The organism is Paraburkholderia sp. GAS199, assembly GCF_050436585.1.
In the GTDB taxonomy this organism is placed as follows: domain Bacteria; phylum Pseudomonadota; class Gammaproteobacteria; order Burkholderiales; family Burkholderiaceae; genus Paraburkholderia.
Window position 1 is genome coordinate 1,157,302 of record NZ_JBNDMM010000003.1, and the last position, 20,928, is coordinate 1,178,229.

Genomic DNA, 20,928 nt, shown 5'->3' on the forward strand with positions numbered 1-20,928 from the left:
ATGGACGCGACTTCCGCTCCCGCCGCCGTGGCGCAGGCCGTCGCGGGTTCCGCCGCCGTGGCCGTGTTGCGCATGGACGGCGTCGGCAAACGCTTCGGCGCGTTTCAGGCCTTGCAGGATGTGTCGCTCGAACTTTTCGCGGGCGAGGTGCATTGTCTGCTCGGCGAAAACGGCGCGGGCAAATCCACGCTCTGCAACGTGATGTTCGGCGTGCATCAGCCGGACGCCGGCGCGATGTGGCTCGACGGCGAGTCATATCGGCCGCAAAGTCCGCGCGACGCGCTCGCGCACGGCATTGCGATGGTGCATCAGCACTTCAGTCTCGTCGAAGACGTGAGCGTGCTCGACAACCTGTTGCTCGGCCGCTCGCATGGCGTGCTGAACCGCAAGCGCGAGGCGCAAAGCGTGCGCGCGCTGGTGGCCGAACTGGGACTCGCGCTCGATCCGGACGCGCGGGTAGCGGATCTGTCCGTCGGTGAAAAACAGCGCGTCGAGATCGTCAAGTGTCTGATCCGCGAGCCGCGTCTGCTCGTACTCGACGAACCGACCGCCGTGTTGTTGCCCGCCGAGATCGACGCGCTGCTCGACACCTGCGCGAAGGTCGTGGCGCGCGGTTGCGCGGTCGTGCTGGTCACGCACAAGCTGGCGGAAATCCGTCGCATCGCGACGCGTGCCACCGTGTTGCAGAGCGGGCGCGTGGTCGCGCGATCGGCCACGCCGTCCGCCGATGTCGATGCGCTGGTGCGCGCGATGATCCAGCGGCCGGGGCAAACGGACGAGCCAGCGGCGACGCTGCGCGTCGCATCCGGCGGAACAGCGGCCGCGTCCCGCAGCGCGTCGCCCTATGGCCGCCCGCTCGCCGACGAAGCCCTGCAGATCGACGGACTCAGCGTGCGCGACGCCGACGGTGTCACGCGCCTCGCGGAGTGCACGCTGGTGGTGAACCGTGGCGAGATCGTCGGCATTGCGGGCGTGGAGGGCAACGGTCAGAGCGAACTCGGCGCGGTCCTCGCGGGCATGCAGAAAGCCAGCGCGGGACGCTTCTTCGTGCAGGGCGCCGATTGCACGCAGGCCGCGCCGCAGGAACTGACGAAGGCGGGCGTCGGCGTCGTGCCGGAAGACCGTCACGCAGTAGGTTGCGTGCAGGACATGAGCCTCACCGAAAACCTTTTTCTGAACCGTCTCGACGACTACGCGCGGCGCGGTTTCATGCGCCGCCGTGCGATGCGGCGCGACGCGCGCGTGCTGATGCAACGTTTCGACGTGCGTGCGGCGAGCCCCGATGTCGCCTTTCGCGGCCTGTCCGGCGGCAATCAGCAGAAGGCCGTGCTGGCGCGCGAACTGACGCTCGACGGTCTCAAAGTGCTGGTGGCCGCGCAACCCACGCGCGGCCTCGACGTGGGCGCGGTGGCGGCGGTGTACGACCACATTCGTGCCGCCCGCGACGACGGCGTGGGCGTCCTGCTGATCTCGTCGGAACTCGACGAACTGCTGGCCGTGGCCGACCGCGTCCTCGTGATGTACCGCGGACGCATCATGGGCAGCTGCGTGCCGGAGCGCACGCAACCCGCGCAACTCACTCTTCAACGCGAGCGCATTGGCGCCTGGATGGCAGGACAGACAGCATGACTCCCACCACTTCGATTCCTTCCGTCCCGCGCGCTTCGTGGCGCGGCTCGCAACGCGTGCGAACCGCCGCCGTGCTGGCGGGCGCCGCGCTCGTCGCCGTCGCGGCGGCGCTGGCGCTGATCGCGCTCGTGCACGTGCCGCTCGGCGACGCGCTGGCCGCCTTCGCCGACGGCGCCTGGGGCTCGCCCTATGCGATCGGCGCGTCGATCAATCGCAGCCTCGTGTTCGCGCTGGTCGGCAGCGGCTTCGTGCTGGCCAACCGCGCGCAGTTGACCAATGTCGGCGGCGAAGGGCAGATCGCGATGGGCGGCATTGCCGCGACCGCCGTGAGTCTGTATGGCCATGTCGCGCATCTGCCGCTCGGCCTGCCGTTCGTCGTGCCGATGCTGGCGGCCGCGCTCGCGGGCGCGACCTGGGGCGCGATTCCCGGCTGGCTCAAAGCGCGCGCCGGCACCAACGAAGTCATCAGCACCTTGCTGCTGACCTTCATCGCCGTCTGGTTCCTGTACTGGTGCGTGCAATCGGAAGCGCTGTTGCGTCAGCCGATGAGTAACGCCGCGACCTTGCCGGAATCACTGGACATTCCCGATACGACGAAGCTGCCGCTGCTGGCGAGCGCGAGTTCGACCGGGCTGCATATTGGCTTGCCGGTCACCGTCGTGCTGTGTCTCGCCGTGGCGGTCGTGCTCGTGTACAGCCGCTTCGGCATGCATCTGCGCGCGGTGGGGTTGAACGCCGTGGCCGCGCGCCGCGCCGGCATGCCCATCACCTCGACGATCGTCGGCGCGCTGGCACTCGCGGGCGCACTCGGCGGCCTCGCCGGCGCGCTGATGCTGCAAGGCGACCAGTATTCGCTGAAGGCGGGCTTCTCGTCCGGTTATGGCTTCGACGGCCTGGTGGTCGGCCTGCTGGCGCGCGGCTCGATCACGGGCGTGTGCGCGGCGGCGTTGCTGTTCGGCTTCATGCGCTCGGGCGGCATCAATATGGAAATGGTGGCCTCCGTGCCGTCGGCGCTGGTGCTGGTGGTGCAGGGCATCGTGATCGTCGCGCTGGCGGGCGGCTCGTTGTGGCTGGAACCGAAAGGAGCGCGGGCATGAACGCGGAATTCGCAGCGGTATTCGTGGGCTCGTCGATTCGCTTTGCTGCGCCGCTGATGCTGGCGTCCACGGGCGAACTCATCAGCGAACGCGCCGGCGTGCTCAACATGAGCGTGGAAGGCATGATGCTGACGGGCGCATTTCTCGGCGCGGCGGGCGCGTGGGCCACCGGCAACGCGACACTCGGTCTCGCCATCGGCATGCTCGGCGTGTTGCCGATCGCGTTGCTGCAGGCATTCCTGAGCGTGACCTTGCGCGCCAATCAGATCGTGACGGGCATCGGCATCAACATCCTTGCGCTCGGCGCGACGACACTCGCGTACCGCGAACTGTTCGGCGAACGGTCGAGCGCGGTCATTCCGGGACTGGCGCGCTGGTCGCCGCCGGGTCTGGGCGCGCTTCCGGTGATCGGCGAACCGGTATTCCACCAGGTATGGCTCGTGTATCTCGGCGTCGCCATTCTGCTGGGCACCTCGTTCGTGATGCGTCGCACGGCGCTCGGCGTGGCGCTGCACGCGGTCGGCGCGGCGCCGCGCTCGGTCGATCAATCCGGCCTCTCGGTCACCAGGCTGCGTTACGGCGCGGTGCTGTTTTCGGGCGTGATGTCGGGCGCGGCGGGCTGCTTCATTTCTATCGGCGACATTCATACCTTCACCGAAGGCATGACGAGCGGCGCGGGTTATCTCGCGATCGCGGCGATCATCTTCGGCAACTGGAAAATCGGCCGCACCGTGGGCGCGTGTCTGCTGTTCGGCGCGGCGAGCGCGCTGCAGTTTCAGCTGCCGCTGATCGACGTGCATGTCCCGACTGCGCTGCTGGTGATGCTGCCTTATCTGCTCGCGCTGGTTGCCGTGGCGGGGCTGATCGGCCGGCAAACCGCGCCGCTTGCGCTCACGCAACCGTTCCGCCGGTAAGCGCAGAATGCCGCGCATACAATGGCGGTCGAACCGGCTGCCGAAGGTGTCCGCTGCATCTGCTGCATTTGCCGGGTCCGCTGACGTCAACGCTTCAGGTCTTCAAACGATATGACACGTGTCTCCGCCCGTTCGACTGCCGCCGCCACCGCTGTGCCGGCTGCACCCGCCGCACACACCACGCAGCGCCAGAAACTCGCGGCCGCGACGCGTCAGCGCATTTTCAAAATTGCGATTGCCGAGTTTTCGGACAAAGGTTTGAGCGGCGCGCGCGTGGAAACCATCGCGAGCCGGTCGAAGGTCAATATCCGGATGATCTATCACTACTTCGGCGGTAAGGAAGCGCTCTATCTGGAAGTGCTGGAGTTCGTACTCGGGCGATTGCGCGAAGCGGAGTTGCGCCTCAAATTCGACGTGGACAAGATCGAACCGGTCACGGCCATCGTGCAACTCTACGATTTCATCGAAGGCCATTTCGCCACGCATCCCGAGTTGTCGAAGCTGCTGTCGTTCGAAAATCTGAATCGCGCGCGGGTCATGAAGCGGTCGAGCACGATTCCGGAAATGTCCTCGCCGCTGCTGGTGCTGCTGAGTTCGGTGATTGCGCGCGGCGAAGCCGACGGGTCGCTGCGCCACGGCATGGACCCGCTGCACCTCTACGTTGCGCTGGTGAGCCTGTGTTCGTATCACAAGTCGAACGCCTATACGTTGTCGCGCATTTTCAATACCGACATGCTCGCCGACGCATGGCAGCAGGATCACAAGCAGCAGGCGCACGAAATGGTGCGCGCGTTCGTGGTGGCGGGCGCTTCGCCAGCCGCGCTGCCGGGCCAGGTTGCGCCGTCGCCGCGCGCGGTCTCAAAGCGGGGCGTCTAGGCCCCGAGTTGGTGAGCGCTGCACCATCGCAAACGCGGCGAAGCGGCGCGCGTTGTCCGCGCAACGTTCCGGTCTTCATCTCATGAAGCCTTGTGCAGCAAGGCTTTCGCGCTGTTTTTTCGTCTGCGATACGCAACTGGCATAGCTTCTGCTTAGTTGGGCTCAAACTTGTATTCAAGATTGAACTCAAGGAAATGCCAGTGCTTATTTCTTCACCTTTAACGGTCGGCGGTCTGCTCGACGGCTATGCCTCCCGACGCTTTACGTCCACCGAGGTCGTCACGTCCGCGCTCGCCCGGATCGACGCCGCCGATCGCCCCGAAGTCTGGATCGCGCGCGTGCCGGCCGCCGACATTGCGGCGCGTGCCGCCGCGCTCGACGCTCTCCATGCCGGGCAGGGCGACGCCGTGTTCGCGCGCATGCCGCTGTTCGGCGTGCCGTTCGCGGTCAAGGACAACATCGACGTTGCCGGCATGCCGACCACGGCGGCGTGTCCGGCGTTCAGCTACACGCCGGACGTCTCGGCCTTAGCCGTGCAGCGTCTGATCGACGCCGGCGCGATCCTGATCGGCAAGACCAATCTCGATCAGTTCGCGACCGGTCTCGTCGGCACGCGCTCGCCGTTCGGCGCGGTGCGCAACAGCGAATATCCGCTGCGCGTCTCGGGCGGCTCCAGTTCGGGGTCGGCCGTGGCGGTCGCGCTCGGCAGCGTTGCGTTTTCGCTCGGCACGGATACCGCCGGTTCGGGCCGCGTGCCGGCCGGCTTCAACGGACTCGTCGGACTCAAGCCGTCGCTCGGACTCGTCAGCAAACGCGGCGTGGTGCCGGCCTGCCGCACGCTCGACACGATCTCCATCTTCGCGCACGACGTTCACGACGCGTGGCGCGTGCTCAGCGAAATCGCCGCCTTCGACGCGCTCGACGGCTACTCGCGCAAGGTGGCGAGCCTCGGTCTGCCGCGCGGCAATCCGCGGATCGGCGTGCCGGAGCGCCTCGAATTTTTCGACGACACCGTCGCGAGCCAGGCGTTTTCCGCGACACTCGACACGCTCTTCACGCATCTGCAATCCGAAGCGCAGGCCGTCGACTTCACGCCGCTGCGGCAGGTGTCGGCCTTGCTCTACGACGGTCCGTGGGTGGCCGAGCGGCGCGCGGCCATCGGCGAATTTTTCGACACGCAACGCGACGCGATCGATCCGGTCGTCGCGACCGTGATCGGCAAGGCGGACGCCTATAGCGCCGCCGACGCCTTCAACGCCCAATACGCGCTGGCCGATCTGAAGCGTCAGGCGGAAGCGCTGTTCGAGCGTATCGACGTGCTGATCGTGCCGACCACGCCGACCCATCCGCTGATCGCGGACGTGCAGGCGAATCCGGTCGAGCTGAATAGCCAGCTCGGGTACTACACGAACTTCGTCAATCTGCTGGATCTCTGCGCGCTGTCCGTGCCGTGTCAGCGCCGCGCCGACGGTCTCGCCGCCGGTATCACGCTGATCGCGCCGAGCGGCGCCGACCGGCGTCTGGCCGAACTCGGCGCGAAGATCCAGGCGCTGTTCAGCACGACCAGTGCGAACGACGGGGACTGCGACACGTCGCGTCATGGTGCAACGAACGCCATCGAGCCGCTGCCCTTCAACGAAGCCAGCGTCGAGCTCGCGGTGGTGGGCGCGCATCTGCGCGGCCAGCCGCTGAACTGGCAGCTTCAGCAAGCCGGCGCGCGTTTCGTGAAGGCCACGCACACCGCCTCGGACTACCGCCTGTACGCGCTGGCCAACACGCAACCGCCGAAGCCCGGCCTCGTGCGCGCGAACGAAGCGCAAGGCGGCCCGATCGCCGTCGAGGTGTGGGACGTGCCGCTGCGCACCTTCGGCCAGTTCGTGCTGGACGTGCCCGCGCCGCTCGGCATCGGCACGCTGCAACTCGCTGACGGCCGCGCGGTGAAAGGCTTCATCTGCGAGCCCGCGGCCGTGGACGCGACCAGTGGAGCCACCGAGATCACTTCGTTCGGCGGCTGGCTCGCGTATCTCGAGAGCCTGAAACGCTGACACCCGCCATCCCCCACACACGACCCAACTTTTATCAGGAACCGACAACATGACCAGCCGCCGCACCTTCATCAAGAGCGCCAGCCTGTTGACGCTCGGCAACATCGTGCCGATCCAGTCCGTGTTCGCCGCACCGAAGACCACCGTCGGCGTGATCTACGTCGGCGCGCGCGGCGACTACGGCTACAACCAGGCGCAGGCGCAAGCCGCCGCCGTCATCAAGAAGATGCCGGATGTGAAAGTGGTGGAAGAGGAGAACGTGCCCGAAACCATCGCCGTGCAGAAGACCATGGAAGCGATGATCGAACAGGACGGCGCGACGCTCATTTTCGCGACCTCGTTCGGTTACTTCGATCCGCACGTGCTGAAGATGGCGGCCAAATATCCGAAGGTGCGGTTCGCGCATTGCGGCGGTTTGTGGAAGCAGGGCAACCCGCCGAACATCACCAGCTACTTCGGCTATATCGACGAATGCCAGTACCTGAACGGCGTCGTGGCCGGTCATATGACGAAGAGCAAAAAGCTCGGCTTCGTGGCAGCCAAACCGATTCCGCAGGTGCTGCGCAATATCAATTCGTTCACGCTCGGCGCGCAGTCGGTCGATCCGTCGATCACCACGCAGGTGATTTTCACCGGCGACTGGTCGATGCCGGTCAAGGAAGCGGAAGCCACCAACAGCCTGATCGACCAGGGCTGCGACGTGCTGACCTGTCACGTGGACGGCCCGAAGGTGGTGGTGGAAACGGCGGAGAAGCGCGGCGCGATGAGCTGCGGTTATCACGCGAGCCAGGCGGCGCTCGCGCCCAAGGGTTATCTGACCGGCGCGGAGTGGGACTGGGCGACGCCCTACAAGCAGCTCGTGGCGGGCGCGCAAGCCGGCACGCCGCAGCCGAACGTGCTGCGCGGCGGCCTCAAGGAAGGCTTCGTGAAGATGTCGCCGTACGGCGCGAAGGTCACGGCCGCCGCGAAGCAGAACGCCGACTCCATCAAAAGCAGCATGGTGGCCGGCAATTTCGTGATCTTCAAAGGCCCGATGAAGGACAACAAGGGCGGCGTCGCGATTGCGTCGGGTGCGAGCCACGTGCAAACGGACTACACGCTCGAAAGCATGAATTATCTGGTGGCGGGTGTGGTCGGCCAGATCTGACGAAGTGGCCGGCGCGCGCGCCGGCATGAATGTGCATGAACGAAGGAGCCGCGATGCGCCCCAATGTCCCCACGGCGAGAGTGATGCTCTCGCTCCTGCCCGCGCTGCCTACCGCGCTGGCGGTGCTCGGCACGCTGCTGCTGTTTTCACTGTTCCTGCTGGTGCAGGGCCAGCCCGCGCTCGACGCGATCGGGCTGATTTTCCAGGGCGCGTTCGGCTCGTCGTTCGCGTGGCAGAGCACGTTGCTGCGTGCCGCGCCGCTGATGCTGACCGCGTTGTGCGTGGCGTTGCCTGCGCAGGTCGGGCTGATCGTGATCGGCGGCGAGGGCGCGCTCGCGCTCGGCGGCATGTGCGCGGCCATCGTCCCGCAGATGCTGCCGCATGGCGCGTCGTGGCTCGTCGCCACGCCGCTGATGGCGCTGGCCGGCATGCTCGCAGGCGGCGTGTGGATCGGCGCGGTGGGCGCGCTGCGGCAATGGCGCGGAGTGAACGAGACGATCAGCAGCCTGTTGATGTCGTATATCGCGATTGCGCTTTTCAAGCATCTCGTCGAAGGACCGTTGCGCGATCCCGCGAGTCTGAACAAGCCGTCCACGCTGCCGGTTCCCGACGCGATGATGATCGGCTCGATTCCCGGTCTCGACACGCACTGGGGTCTGTTCTGGGGCGTGGTGGCGTGTGTCGCGGCGTGGGTCTTCGTCAAGTTCAGCACCCAAGGGTTCGCCATGCGTGTGGTGGGCGGCAGCAATCGCGCGGCGCGCCTCGTCGGTCTGCCGGTGAACCGGCTCGCGCTGGTGGCCTGTGTGCTCGGCGGCGCGGCGGCCGGTCTCGGCGGCATGTTCGAAGTGGCCGCGGTGCAGGGCAGCGCGAATGCGTCGCTGCTCGCGGGCTACGGCTACGCCGGCATTCTCGTGGCCTTCGCCGCGCGTCAGAATCCGCTCGCCATCGTCGCCTGCGCGCTGATGATCGGCGGTATCGAGGCGAGCGGCAGTCTGCTGCAACGCCGTCTCGATCTGCCGGATGCCACCACGCTCGTCCTGCAAGGCTTGCTGTTCGCCAACCTGCTCGCGTGGGAAGCGCTCGGCGGACGCATCGCCGCATGGCGCGTGACATTGCAGGCCGCGGCGCTCGCGGACCGTCCTGTGCAACTGGAGCAGACCCATGCCTGATATGCATTCGCCCATCGTTATCCTGCTGCTTTCGCTGTTCGCCGGCGCGATCCGCGTCAGCACGCCCTATCTGTTCGTCAGTCTCGGCGAGTGTCTGACGGAGAAGGGCGGCCGTGTGAATCTCGGCCTCGAAGGCATTCTCGTGTCGGGCGCGATGAGCGGCTACGCGGGCGCGTTCCTGAGCGGCTCGCCGTGGCTGGGCGTGCTCGCGGCCGGCCTCGTCGGCCTGCTGCTCGGCTGTCTGCACGGGCTCGTGTGTTCGTTGCCGCGCGTCTCGGACATCGCTTTCGGCATCGCGCTGATGCTGCTCGGCACCGGCCTCGCGTTCTACCTCGGCAAGCCCTTCATCGAGCCGCAGGCGCCGATGCTGCCGTTCATCGATCTCGGCACGTGGACCACGTCGCCGCAACTGCACAACGCGCTGCATATCAACCTGCTGTTCGTGATCGGCGTGGTGCTCGCCTTCGTTCTGCAATGGGGATTGCGCAATACGCGCTGGGGCATGGTGTTGCGGCTCGTCGGCGATCACGCCGAGACCGCGCGGGCAATGGGCTATCCGCTCACGCGCGTGCGGATCGCGGCGACGGCGCTGGGCGGCGTGTTCGCCGGCGTGGGCGGCGCGTATCTGTCGCTGGTCTATCCCGGCAGCTGGAACGAAGGACTCTCCAGCGGGCAAGGGCTGATGGCGGTGGCGCTGGTGATCTTCGCGCGGTGGCAGCCGTTGCGCTGCCTTTGGGCCGCGTTGCTGTTCGGCGCGGCCGGCGCGCTCGGCCCCGCATTGCAGGCCGTGGGCGTGACGAGCGGCTACTACCTCTATAACGCCGCGCCTTACGTGCTCACGCTGCTGATCATGATCGTCAATTGCCGTCCGGATCGCACCCTGGCCGGCGCGCCCGGCGAACTGAGCCTGACCCGTTAAGCGCCGAACGCCGAACGTCTCATTCCATGCATTGAAGAGATTCAACGAGGACTCCACCACCATGAACCGATTCGTCGAAGCGAAACCTTATCCGTGGCCGTACGACGGCAACCTGCGCCCGGAGAACACGGCGCTCGTGATCATCGACATGCAGACGGATTTCTGCGGTCACGGCGGCTACGTCGACAAGATGGGCTACGACCTCTCGCTCACGCGCGCGCCGATCGAGCCGATCAGAAGCGTGCTGAAGACAATGCGCGAGCAGGGCTTCACGATCATCCACACGCGTGAAGGACATCGCCCCGATCTCTCCGATCTGCCCGCCAACAAACGCTGGCGCAGCCGCCGCGCCGGCACCGACGGCGTGGGCATCGGCGACGACGGTCCGTGCGGACGCATTCTCGTGCGCGGCGAACCGGGCTGGGAGATCATCGACGAACTCGCGCCGCTCGACGGCGAAATCGTGATCGACAAGCCGGGCAAGGGCTCGTTCTGCGCGACCGACCTCGAACTGATCCTGCGCACGCGCGGCATCGTCAATCTGATTCTCACCGGCATCACGACGGACGTGTGCGTGCACACGACGATGCGCGAAGCCAACGACCGCGGCTTCGAATGCACGGTGCTGGCCGACTGCTGCGGCGCCACCGACAAAGGCAACCACGACGCCGCGCTGCACATGATCACGATGCAAGGCGGCGTGTTCGGCACGGTGTCCGACTCCGGCGCCTTGCTGCAGACATTGGGCGGCTGATCATGTCGAGCGCACCGAAGGCACTCGGCCTGGAAGTGCTGAACGCGAGCAAATCGTTCGGCGCGTTCCGCGCACTCGACGGCGTCTCGATCAAGGTGGCGCCCGGCACGATACACGCGCTCCTCGGCGAAAACGGCGCGGGCAAGAGCACGCTCGTCAAAGGCCTGGTGGGCTACGGCGTGCTCGACGACGGCCAGATCGCCGCCGACAACCGCGAGGTCCACATCGCTTCACCGCGCGACGCGCAGGCGCTCGGCATCGGCATGGTGTATCAGCATTTCACGCTGGCGACCGGTCTGTCGGTGGAAGAAAACCTGCTGCTCGCGCGCGGCCGTCTGCCGTGGAAAATCAATTGGGCGGCCGAACGCGCCGCGCTCGACGCATTCATGCAGGGCATGCCGTTCCGCTTGCCGCTCGACGCTCCGGTGTCCACGCTCGCCGCGGGCGAAAAGCAGAAGCTCGAAATTCTCAAGCAGCTTTATCTGCGTCAGCGTTTTCTGATTCTGGACGAACCGACCTCGGTGCTCACGCCGCAGGAAGCCGACGAAGTGCTCGGCCTGATGCGCGCATTGACCACGCGCGGTGAGCTGACCGTGCTGATGATCACGCACAAGTTCCGCGAAGTAATGGCCTACGCCGACGACGTCACCGTGTTGCGCAAAGGGCGGCAGGTCGGCACCAGCGCCGTCGCCGGCACGAGCCGCGACGAACTCGCCGCGTGGATGATGGGCACGGTGGTTTCGCCCAACGCCACGGCCGTGACCGCCGCGCCCGTTGCTGACGCCGAAGCGGCTTCCGCGATGGCCGCGGCCACGCTGGAGCGACTCGCGCGCAAACCGGTCGACGAAACTGCGCAGGTGCGTCTCGCGCTGAACGGCGTGTCCGTCGAAGACGATCGCGGTCATATGGCCGTGAAGAACGCTACGCTCGCCGTGCGCGCGGGCGAAATTCTCGGCCTCGCGGGTGTCTCCGGCAACGGGCAGAAGGAACTGGTGGAAGCGCTGGTCGGTCAGCGGCGCGTGAAGGCGGGCGAGATGCAGGTGGCCGGCAAACCCTATCGCGCCACGCGTGAGGAAATGACCGGGCGGCGCCTGTTCGCGATTCCCGAGGAGCCGCTGAAAAACGCCTGCGTGGCCGGCATGAGCGTGGCGCAGAATCTCGCCTTGCGCGACTTCGACCGCGCTCCGCTGCGGCGTGCCGGCTGGTGGCTCGATCGTCGCGCGATGCGCTCGCGCGCCGTCGAGCTGATCGGCGAATTCAACGTGCGGCCGCCCGCGCCGGAGCGGGCCATCGGCACGCTGTCCGGCGGCAACGTGCAGCGTGCCGTGCTGGCGCGAGAACTCGGCCAGCCGGTGGACGTGCTGGTCGTCGCGAATCCGGTGTTCGGACTCGACTTCGCGTCCGTGGCCGACATTCATGCGCGCCTGATGGCCGCGCGCGATGCCGGCGCGGCGGTGCTGCTGGTAAGCGAAGACCTCGACGAACTGCTGGAACTCGCCGACCGCATCATGGTGATCGCCGAGGGCGAACTCGTCTACGAAACCCCGGCGGCGTGCGCGGAACGCACCGTGCTAGGACAGCACATGGCGGGACACGGCGGCGAGACCTCCGCGCCGCAGTATGCTGGCGGTGAGACGAACGGTGACGCGAACGGTGACGCGCCCGCCACGGTTTCGAATAAAGCGCTCAAGGAAACGACTGGATGACGAATACCTCGCTCGAACCCGGCACGCTCAGCATCGATGCGCAGCCGGGCCCATTCCATTTCGACCCTGCGCGAACCGCGCTGATCGTGATCGACATGCAGCGCGATTTCATCGAGCCGGGCGGCTTCGGCGAATCGCTCGGCAACGACGTCACGCTGCTCGCGGAGATCGTGCCGACCGTTGCCGCGCTGCTCGATTTTGCGCGGCGCCACGGCTGGCTCGTCGTGCATACGCGCGAATCGCACGCGCCGGACATGTCCGACTGCCCGCCTGCGAAGCACGCGCGCGGCGCACCGGATACGCGTATCGGCGATCACGGACCGATGGGCCGCATCCTGATTCGCGGCGAGCCGGGCAATGCGATCATCGACGCGCTCGCGCCGGTTGCCGGCGAACTCGTCATCGACAAGCCCGGCAAAGGCGCGTTCTACGCCACGCGGCTCGGCGAAGAACTCGCGATGCGCGGCATCACGCATCTCTTCTTCGCTGGCGTGACCACCGAAGTCTGCGTGCAGACCTCGATGCGCGAAGCCAACGACCGCGGCTACGACAGCCTGCTGATCGAAGACGCCACCGCGAGCTATTTTCCGGCCTTCAAACAGGCCACGCTCGACATGGTGCGCTCGCAAGGCGGCATCGTCGGCTGGACGGCGCCGTTTTCCTCTCTCAAGCCACTCGACGGACAATCCTGAGCATGGAAGTGAATCGACCGGAAGTAGTGAAAGAAGTGCAGGCGGCGTTCGTCGAGTACGAACGCGCGCTCGTCGACAACGACGTGGCCGCCATGAACGCGCTGTTCTGGCATACGCCGGAAACCGTGCGCTACGGGATCGCCGAAATCCAGCACGGCGGCGAGGCGATCCGCGCCTGGCGCGAGCAGTGCGAGCCGGTGCCGAAGTCGCGCACGCTGCATCGCACCGTGGTGACCACCTTCGGCACGGACTTCGCGACCGTCAGCACGGAATTCACCAGCGACGCCACGCCGCTCGTCGGCCGTCAGATGCAGACGTGGGCGCGGCTCGGCCCCGACGAGGGCTGGAAAATCGTTGCCGCTCACGTGAGTCTTATCGCCGCGCCGTGAAACGCCGATAATAAGAAAAAAGGACCTGGGCACTATGAACGACGCGCCGACCAATCTGCTGGAACGACCCGCGGGCCAAGGACTGCAGGCGGCGGCATCCGCTGCTTCCGCGGCGTCCGGGCCGGCCGCGGCCAATCCGCTGGCCGAGCAGGTGTATCAGCAACTCAAGAGCGACATCTTCAGCTTTCGCCTTTTTCCCGGCGACCGCTTTTCGGAGAACGGCATCGCGCAGCATTACGGCGTGTCGCGCACGCCCATGCGTGACGGCCTGTTCCGTCTGCAACGCGAGGGCTATCTGGAAGTCGGTTTCCGGCGCGGCTGGAAAGTCGCGCCGATCAACTTCGATCAACTCGACCAACTCTACGACTTGCGCATCGTGCTGGAAGTGGCGGCGGTGGAGCGGCTGGGTGCGGGCAGCGAGATTGCCCACGAAGCGCTCGAAGCGTTGAAGGCGGTGTGGTGCGTCGAGGCCGCGCAGCGCGAAAGCGATCCGGTGAAGATGTTCGGCATGGACGAAAACTTTCACCGTCAACTGGTGGCGGCCACCGGCAATGCCGAAATGCTGCGGGTGCATAACGAAGTGACCGAGCGCATCCGCATCGTGCGGCGGCTCGACTTCCTCAAGCCGCACCGCACCAGCGCCACATACGACGAGCATTCCACCATGCTGAATCTGATCGAACGCAACCGCGCCACCGAAGCGATCATCCTGCTGCGCGCTCACATCACGCAGAGCAAGCTCGAAGTGCGCAAGATCACGCTCTCCATGCTGGCCGCCGCGCGCGACAGCAAGCTGCCGTTCGTCTCCTGAGCGCGGTCTCCTGAGCGCGGCGCGGCCGCGAGTTGCTGATTTGGCGCTTACTCGTACGAGAACGCGCCGCCGAATTTGTCCATGCGCTCGAGCGCCATGCCCGAGCCGCGCACCACGCAGGTCAGCGGCGCTTCGGCGACGAACACCGGCAAACCGGTTTCTTCCGCGAGCAGACGGTCTAGGTCGCGCAGCAGGGCGCCGCCGCCCGCGAGCATGATGCCGCGCTCGGCGATGTCCGCGCCGAGTTCGGGCGGCGTCTGTTCCAGCGCGATTTTCACGGCCGAGACGATCTGGTTGAGCGGATCGGTGAGCGCTTCGAGAATTTCGTTGCTCGACACCGTGAAGCTGCGTGGAATGCCTTCCGACATGTTGCGGCCTTTCACTTCCATCTCCTTGACTTCGGAGCCCGGAAAGGCGGAGCCGATTTCCTTCTTGATGGCCTCGGCGGTCTGCTCGCCGATCAGCATGCCGTAATTGCGGCGAATGTAGTTGACGATCGCGTCATCGAACTTGTCGCCGCCCACGCGCACCGAGCCTTTGTAGACGATGCCGCCGAGCGAGATCACGCCCACCTCGGTCGTGCCGCCGCCGATATCCACCACCATCGAACCCGTGGCTTCCGAGACCGGCAAACCCGAACCGGTGGCGGCGGCCATCGGTTCTTCGATCAGATAGACCTGCGAGGCGCCCGCACTGTGTGCGGCCTCCTTGATCGCGCGACGCTCGACCTGGGTGGAGCCGCACGGCACGCAGATGATGATGCGCGGCGACGGCGCGAACATGCGCGACTCATGCGCCATCTGGATGAAGCGCTTGATCATCTGCTGGGTGATGTTGAAGTCGGCGATCACGCCGTCTTTCATCGGGCGGATCGCCTCGATGTTGCCCGGCACTTTACCGAGCATCTGCTTTGCTTCCTTGCCGACGGCAAGAATGATCTTTTTGCCGTTCGGACCGCCTTCCTGACGGATCGAGACCACGGACGGCTCGTCCAGCACGATGCCTTTGCCGCGCATATAGATGAGCGTATTGGACGTGCCGAGGTCGATGGCCAGGTCGTTGGAAAAATAACCGCGCAGAAAACCGAACATGCAAATTCCTGTATCGCTTGATGCCGGGCGCGCGAACGCGCCGCCCGGAAACGCCGCGCGCAGGCGGCGGTCGACCCAGGGCGGGTCGGAGAGAGGGAAGAATAACAGCTAAGGGGTAGGGAACGCGGTAACGAAATGTAGCGCGGGCGGCCGCAGGGAAGGAGTCGAGGCGGGGAAAGGATAGGCAAGGAGACGGGCGGCCGTCTCCTCAACCGTGTTCAGCTGGCTCGCTCAGGGCGCATTGGTCAGCGCCGGATCGATATACGCGCTCACGTTCTGCGACTGCTTGTACACCGCGTTACGCACGTTGAAGCGGTCGGCGTTCATGCTCGAACCGTACACCGAGTCGAGGCCGTCGCCCTTCACGAAGGCTTTCTTCGCGGCCGCGGCGTCCAGCAGATGCGTGCCTTTGAGCAGCGGCAGATACTGCTCCGGCGTGAGGCCGACCCGCGCCGACATGATCTTGACGGCGTCCGGTTGCGTCTTCGGGTCGTTGATGTAGGCTACGCAGCGATACCAGACCTTGATGACCTTGGCCCAGTCCGCCTTACGCGTTTGCAGGCTGACCGGGTTGACCGTGATGGCGTCGTAGATCAGGCCCGGTGCGTCGGCGGACGTGAAAATCGGCCGCGCGCCCGGCACGCGCTTGAGCGCTTCGCCGGCGTTCGGTTGCCAGGCGCCCACGGCCGCGATGTCGCCCGACGAGGCCAGCACCTGCGGCAGTTCGTTGGTCTTGGCGTTGACGAGCGTGATGTCCGATTCCTTCAACGCGTGCTTTTCGAGCGCCGTGTCGAGCAGCAGATGATCCACCAGACCCATTTCGACGCCGACTTTCTTGCCCTTGAGCGCGGCGACCGTGCGGATCGGCGGCTTGGCGACGATCATGTCATTGCCGCTGGAGTAGTCCGTCAGCAGCACCATGACGTTTTTCGCGCCGCTCGCGCCGGTCACGAGCGCATCGCCGTTGGTGGCGCCGACCGCGTCGAGCTTGCCGGCTGAAAAGGCGTCGAGCGAGGCCGAGTAATCGAACCACTGGAAGTTGACGTCGACGCCAGCCTCCTTGAACCAGCCTTTCTCGATTCCCACCTGAAACGCGACGAAACCGGGCCAGTCGCTATAGCCGATGGCGAGCGGCGCGGCCGCCTGCGCCGGCGCTGCGGCAAAGGTGGCGGCGAGCGCGAGCGCCGCGGCGGCGCTCGTCATGAAGTTGCGCAGCAGAAGGGCGGAAGCGGATGCTTTGAGGGACGTGCGGACAGGCGAGGCGGCATGCAGGCGTTTCATCGTTTTCTCCAGGAGACCGGTCAATTGCGATAGTTGAGTTGGACCGCGCGGCGACTGCGCGATAAAACAACATGACCGGGTTCCGCGAGATCAGACGTGCGCTGAACTGTGCGAAGACCGCTTCGAATCTGCGGGAAACAAACGCCGGCCACGGAGAGGCACGACAGCTATCGCTATCGCCAATCTCCCGGGCTTTTGTCCCGCCGTGTAGTGCGCCGCCCGCCGCGTTCATGTTTTTATGAACCCGACTGACCGGCACACCGGGCTGCTCTCGGACCAGACATTCTCGCGAACCGGAACCCTAGCATCCCTAAGATGCGACGCTGCCGCACCTCTCGGTAAAAAGCAGAGCGAGAAGTATGCCAATGCGATGCCCGTGTGTTTTCACGGCGCGGCGCGTCAGTCCAGTGCCGCGAACCGGTGATGCACGAAGGCCAGAAATTGCTCCAGCCGTTCCGCGATCGGCGCGGCGAGACTCACCTGCTTGATGCGGCGATCCAGCTCGGAACTGCTCTCCAGCAACCAGCCGCCGTCGATCAGATCCTGCACGTAGCGCACCGCCGTGCGGCGGCTCACGCCGGGCATGAACTCGTAGAGCGCGGTCTTGGCGAACGCGGCTTCGTCGTCCATCCACATGCGGCAGAACAGGTCGCTGTAGTTCAGGTCGGCGAGACCGAGATCGGCGAAATGCGCCGACCATTGCCAGTCCATGTCGAGAATGGCGCGCGCGACGGCTTGTCCTTTATTGCGCGCGAGTTTCTTCTTCATCGATTCACCACGAGGAGGAGGGATGCACAGTTTGAGTGCCTGTCTGGCCGGAAATGGGCGAAATCAAACCAGATGGGCGTCGCGCCATGATACGTGCAATCTTCCGGAAAGTTTATTGACACCTGCAGCTAACATGTACTATTGCATGCAAATTTACATGTAATTTCAGATGTTGATTTGCATGCAAATTTAAATGCAATGTGACATGCAAAAGGTGGAAGCGATGAAATTCGAACTGTTCAAGACGTTCTGGGGATTCGACGGCGGACCGCGCGACGCCGCGCCGCTGGTGCGGGCAGCCGGATTCGACGGCATCGAGGCGCCGGTGCCCGCTAGTGGCGCCGCGCGTGAGACATTCGCGCAGGAAATCGCCGACGCGCGACTCGGTTTCATTGCCGAAATCACCACGGCAGGGAGCTATGTGCCCGACCGCTCGGCCACGCCCGACGATCACCTGCGCGACTTCGAAGCGAAGATCGTCTGGGGCAAGCCGCTCGCGCCGCGCTTCTTCAACGTGATGGCGGGTTGCGACGCGTGGCCTCTTGCGACCCAAACCGGTTTCTTCGCGCGCGCCGTCGAGATTGCCGCGAAGCACGATGCGATCTGCAGCTTCGAGACGCACCGTGGCCGCTCGTTCTTCAATCCGTGGATCACGCGCGATGTCGTGCGCGCCGTGCCGGAGCTTCGTCTGACCTGCGACTTCAGCCATTGGGTCAATGTCTGCGAACGTCTGCTCGACGGAGCGGGCGGCGAATGGGAGACGATACTCGAACTCGCGCCGCGGGCTCATCACGTGCATGGCCGCGTCGGCTTTCCGCAAGGTCCGCAGGTGCCGCATCCGGCCGCGCCGGAGTACGCGGACTGTCTGGCCTCGCATCAGCGCATGTGGGAGGCGCTGTGGACCGCGCAGATCGCGAACGGCTACACCACCACCACGATGACGCCCGAGTTCGGTCCCGACGGTTATCTGCATACCCTGCCGTTTACGGGGGCGCCGGTGGCGGATCTGTGGGAAATCAACACGTGGATGGGTCGTGAAGAACGCCGCCATTTTGCGAGCTTTCTCGCGGCCGCAACGAGTCCATCCGTGGGCGAGCCGGCCATGGTGCCGCACTTCGAATCGCAACAGGCCTGAATGAGAAGGGTGAACCCATCATGAATTCATCGAGCCACACGAGTTTCGACCGTCTGCCCATCGTCGATGTCAGCGGCCTGTTCAGCAGCGACCTGGACCAGCGCCTGGCGACCGCCCGCGAACTGGATCGCGCGGCCCGCGACGCCGGCTTCTTCTACGTGACGGGTCATCAGGTCACGCGTGCGCAGCAGGCGGCGCTGATCGATCAGGCACAGCGTTTTTTCGCCGCGCCGGACGACTGGAAAATGCGCTATTACATCGGACAGTCGCGCGCGCATCGCGGCTACGTGCCGGAAGGCGAGGAAGTGTTCGCGAGCGGCAAGCGCGACCGCAAGGAAGCCTTCGACACCGGACGCGATCTGCCCGCCGACGACCCCGACGTGCAAGCCGGGACGCCGATGCTCGGGCCGAACCAGTGGCCGGATCAGCCGGGCTTTCGCGAAGATATCGGTTCTTACTATCAGGCGGCGATCGAACTCGGCCGCGCGCTGTTTCGCGGCTTCTCGCTCGCGCTCGGCTTGCCCGAAACGCATTTCGACGCGTTCCTCTCGAAGCCGCCCAGCCAGTTGCGGCTGATTCACTATCCGCTCGACGCGTCGGCGGAAGACCGGCCCGGCATCGGCGCGCATACCGACTACGAGTGCTTCACGATCCTGTTGCCCACGGCGCCCGGTCTCGAAGTGATGAACGGCGATGGCAAGTGGATCGACGCACCGCCGATCGACAATGCGTTCGTGGTGAATATCGGCGACATGCTGGAAGTGTGGACGGGCGGCACGTATGTGGCGACTTCGCACCGGGTGCGCAAGGTGAAGCAGGAGCGCTATTCGTTCCCGCTGTTTTTCGCCTGCGATTACCACACGGTCGTCGAGCCTTTACCGCAATTCGCCACGCCTGAAGCGCTGGCGAAGTATCCGCCGGTGTCGGCGGGCGACCATCTGTTCGCACAGACGGCGCAGAGCTTCACTTATCTGAAGGAGCGGCTCGCCAGGGGCGAACTGGTTCTGCCGGACGGTTCGAAAGATCTCGCGAGCTTCGGCCAGCAGGCACGTTACGCCGGCATCGCGTAACGCCTTCCGGCTACATGCCGGCTACGTGCCGATTACAAGACGCCGCCCGCCGATGCGCGCATCAGGGGCGGCGTTTCTGTTTCTGCAATTCGATAAAACGCGCGGACATGAGTGCGTAAAGCGTGCGGCGAAGCGTGGCGAGCGTGGGCATGGTCGAACGATGGACGTGAGGGCAGTGATGTTTGAACTTGCAACCACCGTGCCATCGTGACCAGGTCATATGCAGCGGCAACACAGCGCTTCGATGATGCGACTGCGAGCCCTATCGTGGTGCCGTTGCGCCTTCATATGGTGCTTCCTTGCCGCTTGCGTGATGCGCCAGCCACGCTCGAAGAAGACTGGCCGGGCAGGGGAAATGGCGCGGGACACCTTGTTTCAGAGCACTTTGCGCGCCATACGCAAAGTGCTGGCACGCAACTCGCTTAGCTACGCAGCGAGAGGTGCGAAGTAATTTGCATCATCTTCAGGATCGCTAGGGTTCCGGTCGTCGCGTTATCGAGTGTGCTGAGGCAAGCTCGCTACCGCGCACGATGTCTGGTCCGAGAGCAATCCGGTCTTGCCGTTCACCTTCTTTCAAGGCGCCGGCGAGGCTCCACGGAGGGATAAAAGCCCGGGAGGTCGCGATGTCGGTCAATCGCCCTCTCATGCTTATTCCCAACCGATACCTGGAGCCTCCATGTCGACGCAACTCCCAGTCGATCTTCCCGTAATCCCGCACGTGCTGTGGGAAACGCTGATTCCCGCCGGTACGCATTGGTCCGGTGTTCTTCGCCGTGGCATGGCGCTGCGTGTGGTGGATATCGAGGGCGGCGCGAATCTGTCCGCCGTGTTCTACCGTCACGACGAACCGCTCGAACGCTACAACATGGCCGACACGCTGAAAGCGCAGCACACCGCGCATCTGACGCGTGCTCACGTGCTGTATTCGGACATGGGCCGCGTGATGGCCTCGATCACCGCCGACACGGTGGGCTGGCACGATCCGCTCGGCGGCATCGGCGACGCTGATCTGTTCGCCGAAAAATACGGCGAAGCGCGCTATCAGCAGCATCGCAACGCGATGATCCGCAACGGCCGCGACAGTCTGCTGCTCGAACTCGCGAAGCATGGTCTCGGCGCGCGCGACCTGGTCGCCAACATCAACTTCTTCAGCAAACTCGCCATCGGCGAAGACGGCGCGCTCGACTTCGTATCCGGCCATTCGCCGGCCGGCGCCGCCTTCGATCTGCGCTTCGAAATGGACACGCTCGCGGCGTTCTCCACCGCGCCGCATCCGCTCGATCCCGCATCCGGTTACGCGCCGCGCCCTGTGAAGCTGATCGCGTATCGCGCCTATGCAGGCAACGAGTCCGTGCCTTCCGACGATCCGTGCCGCAGCGCCTGCGCCGAAAACGGCCGCGGCTTTATCAACACCGATCGTCTGTTCGTTTAAGGA

Annotated in this window: 19 protein-coding genes and 2 riboswitches; of the genes, 16 read left to right on the plus strand and 3 right to left on the minus strand. The window is 65.4% G+C overall.

Annotated elements, in window-relative coordinates:
* The 13 genes from P3T18_RS16755 (at window position 1) to P3T18_RS16815 (ending at window position 14,148) form a co-directional block, all read left to right on the plus strand.
* Complete coding sequence (locus tag P3T18_RS16755; RefSeq protein ID WP_429301024.1) at window positions 1-1,629, plus strand: ABC transporter ATP-binding protein; 1,629 nt, start codon at window positions 1-3, stop codon at window positions 1,627-1,629.
* On the plus strand, window positions 1,626-2,726 hold the full coding sequence (locus P3T18_RS16760) for an ABC transporter permease (protein ID WP_429301025.1): 1,101 nt from the start codon (window positions 1,626-1,628) through the stop codon (window positions 2,724-2,726). The genes P3T18_RS16755 and P3T18_RS16760 overlap by 4 nt, the downstream gene beginning before the upstream one ends.
* Window positions 2,723-3,640 (plus strand): ABC transporter permease, encoded by a 918-nt coding sequence (locus P3T18_RS16765; RefSeq protein WP_429301026.1) that lies wholly within the window; start codon window positions 2,723-2,725, stop codon window positions 3,638-3,640. The genes P3T18_RS16760 and P3T18_RS16765 overlap by 4 nt, the downstream gene beginning before the upstream one ends.
* A gap of 111 nt (window positions 3,641-3,751) precedes the next feature.
* Entirely contained in the window at window positions 3,752-4,516 is a 765-nt protein-coding gene (locus tag P3T18_RS16770) for a TetR family transcriptional regulator (RefSeq protein WP_429301027.1), read from the plus strand.
* Between the two features lie 200 nt (window positions 4,517-4,716).
* Window positions 4,717-6,561, plus strand: coding sequence for an allophanate hydrolase (atzF, locus tag P3T18_RS16775; RefSeq protein ID WP_429301028.1), 1,845 nt, complete (start codon window positions 4,717-4,719; stop codon window positions 6,559-6,561).
* 49 nt (window positions 6,562-6,610) lie between these two features.
* Entirely contained in the window at window positions 6,611-7,708 is a 1,098-nt protein-coding gene (locus P3T18_RS16780; protein WP_429301029.1) for a BMP family ABC transporter substrate-binding protein, read from the plus strand.
* A 53-nt stretch (window positions 7,709-7,761) separates the two neighbouring features.
* A complete protein-coding gene (locus P3T18_RS16785; RefSeq protein WP_429301030.1) occupies window positions 7,762-8,877 on the plus strand; it encodes an ABC transporter permease in 1,116 nt (371 codons plus the stop codon).
* Entirely contained in the window at window positions 8,870-9,796 is a 927-nt protein-coding gene (locus tag P3T18_RS16790) for an ABC transporter permease (protein ID WP_429301031.1), read from the plus strand. Before P3T18_RS16785 ends, P3T18_RS16790 begins: the two co-directional genes overlap by 8 nt.
* Window positions 9,797-9,857: 61 nt before the next feature.
* The gene (gene biuH, locus P3T18_RS16795; RefSeq protein ID WP_429301032.1) at window positions 9,858-10,550 is read left to right on the plus strand and encodes a biuret amidohydrolase; all 693 of its coding nucleotides are present in this window, start codon (window positions 9,858-9,860) and stop codon (window positions 10,548-10,550) included.
* 2 nt (window positions 10,551-10,552) lie between these two features.
* Window positions 10,553-12,256 (plus strand): ABC transporter ATP-binding protein, encoded by a 1,704-nt coding sequence (locus P3T18_RS16800; protein ID WP_429301033.1) that lies wholly within the window; start codon window positions 10,553-10,555, stop codon window positions 12,254-12,256.
* Window positions 12,253-12,948, plus strand: coding sequence for a cysteine hydrolase family protein (locus tag P3T18_RS16805; protein WP_429301034.1), 696 nt, complete (start codon window positions 12,253-12,255; stop codon window positions 12,946-12,948). The genes P3T18_RS16800 and P3T18_RS16805 overlap by 4 nt, the downstream gene beginning before the upstream one ends.
* Window positions 12,949-12,950: 2 nt before the next feature.
* Window positions 12,951-13,337, plus strand: a complete 387-nt coding sequence (gene hpxZ, locus P3T18_RS16810; RefSeq protein ID WP_429301035.1) for an oxalurate catabolism protein HpxZ — start codon at window positions 12,951-12,953, stop codon at window positions 13,335-13,337.
* Between the two features lie 34 nt (window positions 13,338-13,371).
* On the plus strand, window positions 13,372-14,148 hold the full coding sequence (locus P3T18_RS16815; protein WP_429301036.1) for a GntR family transcriptional regulator: 777 nt from the start codon (window positions 13,372-13,374) through the stop codon (window positions 14,146-14,148).
* A gap of 47 nt (window positions 14,149-14,195) precedes the next feature.
* Here the strand turns inward: P3T18_RS16815 and P3T18_RS16820 are convergent, their stop codons facing one another.
* The 3 genes from P3T18_RS16820 to P3T18_RS16830 form a co-directional block, all read right to left on the minus strand.
* On the minus strand, window positions 14,196-15,239 hold the full coding sequence (locus P3T18_RS16820; protein WP_429301037.1) for a rod shape-determining protein: 1,044 nt from the start codon (window positions 15,237-15,239) through the stop codon (window positions 14,196-14,198).
* A gap of 231 nt (window positions 15,240-15,470) precedes the next feature.
* Window positions 15,471-16,442, minus strand: a complete 972-nt coding sequence (locus P3T18_RS16825) for an ABC transporter substrate-binding protein (protein WP_429301125.1) — start codon at window positions 16,440-16,442, stop codon at window positions 15,471-15,473.
* Between the two features lie 260 nt (window positions 16,443-16,702).
* Window positions 16,703-16,836, minus strand: a riboswitch (guanidine-I (ykkC/yxkD leader).
* 83 nt (window positions 16,837-16,919) lie between these two features.
* Window positions 16,920-17,288, minus strand: coding sequence for a MarR family transcriptional regulator (locus tag P3T18_RS16830; protein WP_429301038.1), 369 nt, complete (start codon window positions 17,286-17,288; stop codon window positions 16,920-16,922).
* A 223-nt stretch (window positions 17,289-17,511) separates the two neighbouring features.
* Between P3T18_RS16830 and P3T18_RS16835 the strand changes: the two genes are divergently transcribed.
* From P3T18_RS16835 to P3T18_RS16845, 3 genes are all read left to right on the plus strand, one after another.
* Window positions 17,512-18,423 (plus strand): sugar phosphate isomerase/epimerase family protein, encoded by a 912-nt coding sequence (locus tag P3T18_RS16835; RefSeq protein ID WP_429301039.1) that lies wholly within the window; start codon window positions 17,512-17,514, stop codon window positions 18,421-18,423.
* 20 nt (window positions 18,424-18,443) lie between these two features.
* A complete protein-coding gene (locus tag P3T18_RS16840; protein WP_429301040.1) occupies window positions 18,444-19,493 on the plus strand; it encodes an isopenicillin N synthase family dioxygenase in 1,050 nt (349 codons plus the stop codon).
* A 461-nt stretch (window positions 19,494-19,954) separates the two neighbouring features.
* Window positions 19,955-20,112: riboswitch (guanidine-I (ykkC/yxkD leader) on the plus strand.
* A gap of 57 nt (window positions 20,113-20,169) precedes the next feature.
* Window positions 20,170-20,925 carry an urea amidolyase associated protein UAAP1 gene (locus P3T18_RS16845; protein WP_429301041.1) on the plus strand — a complete coding sequence of 252 codons (756 nt, stop codon included), beginning with the start codon at window positions 20,170-20,172 and terminating at the stop codon, window positions 20,923-20,925.
* Window positions 20,926-20,928 lie beyond the last annotated feature (3 nt).

Excerpts from the sequence above, each read along its gene's own strand:
- P3T18_RS16755 (WP_429301024.1), top strand. The coding sequence starts at position 1 with ATGGACGCGACTTCCGCTCCCGCCGCCGTGGCGCAGGCCGTCGCGGGT.
- P3T18_RS16760 (WP_429301025.1), top strand. The coding sequence starts at position 1,626 with ATGACTCCCACCACTTCGATTCCTTCCGTCCCGCGCGCTTCGTGGCGC.
- P3T18_RS16765 (WP_429301026.1), top strand. The coding sequence starts at position 2,723 with ATGAACGCGGAATTCGCAGCGGTATTCGTGGGCTCGTCGATTCGCTTT.
- P3T18_RS16770 (WP_429301027.1), top strand. The coding sequence starts at position 3,752 with ATGACACGTGTCTCCGCCCGTTCGACTGCCGCCGCCACCGCTGTGCCG.
- P3T18_RS16780 (WP_429301029.1), top strand. The coding sequence starts at position 6,611 with ATGACCAGCCGCCGCACCTTCATCAAGAGCGCCAGCCTGTTGACGCTC.
- P3T18_RS16785 (WP_429301030.1), top strand. The coding sequence starts at position 7,762 with ATGCGCCCCAATGTCCCCACGGCGAGAGTGATGCTCTCGCTCCTGCCC.
- P3T18_RS16790 (WP_429301031.1), top strand. The coding sequence starts at position 8,870 with ATGCCTGATATGCATTCGCCCATCGTTATCCTGCTGCTTTCGCTGTTC.
- biuH (WP_429301032.1), top strand. The coding sequence starts at position 9,858 with ATGAACCGATTCGTCGAAGCGAAACCTTATCCGTGGCCGTACGACGGC.
- P3T18_RS16800 (WP_429301033.1), top strand. The coding sequence starts at position 10,553 with ATGTCGAGCGCACCGAAGGCACTCGGCCTGGAAGTGCTGAACGCGAGC.
- P3T18_RS16805 (WP_429301034.1), top strand. The coding sequence starts at position 12,253 with ATGACGAATACCTCGCTCGAACCCGGCACGCTCAGCATCGATGCGCAG.
- hpxZ (WP_429301035.1), top strand. The coding sequence starts at position 12,951 with ATGGAAGTGAATCGACCGGAAGTAGTGAAAGAAGTGCAGGCGGCGTTC.
- P3T18_RS16815 (WP_429301036.1), top strand. The coding sequence starts at position 13,372 with ATGAACGACGCGCCGACCAATCTGCTGGAACGACCCGCGGGCCAAGGA.
- P3T18_RS16820 (WP_429301037.1), bottom strand. The coding sequence starts at position 15,239 with ATGTTCGGTTTTCTGCGCGGTTATTTTTCCAACGACCTGGCCATCGAC.
- P3T18_RS16825 (WP_429301125.1), bottom strand. The coding sequence starts at position 16,442 with ATGACGAGCGCCGCCGCGGCGCTCGCGCTCGCCGCCACCTTTGCCGCA.
- P3T18_RS16830 (WP_429301038.1), bottom strand. The coding sequence starts at position 17,288 with ATGAAGAAGAAACTCGCGCGCAATAAAGGACAAGCCGTCGCGCGCGCC.
- P3T18_RS16835 (WP_429301039.1), top strand. The coding sequence starts at position 17,512 with ATGAAATTCGAACTGTTCAAGACGTTCTGGGGATTCGACGGCGGACCG.
- P3T18_RS16840 (WP_429301040.1), top strand. The coding sequence starts at position 18,444 with ATGAATTCATCGAGCCACACGAGTTTCGACCGTCTGCCCATCGTCGAT.
- P3T18_RS16845 (WP_429301041.1), top strand. The coding sequence starts at position 20,170 with ATGTCGACGCAACTCCCAGTCGATCTTCCCGTAATCCCGCACGTGCTG.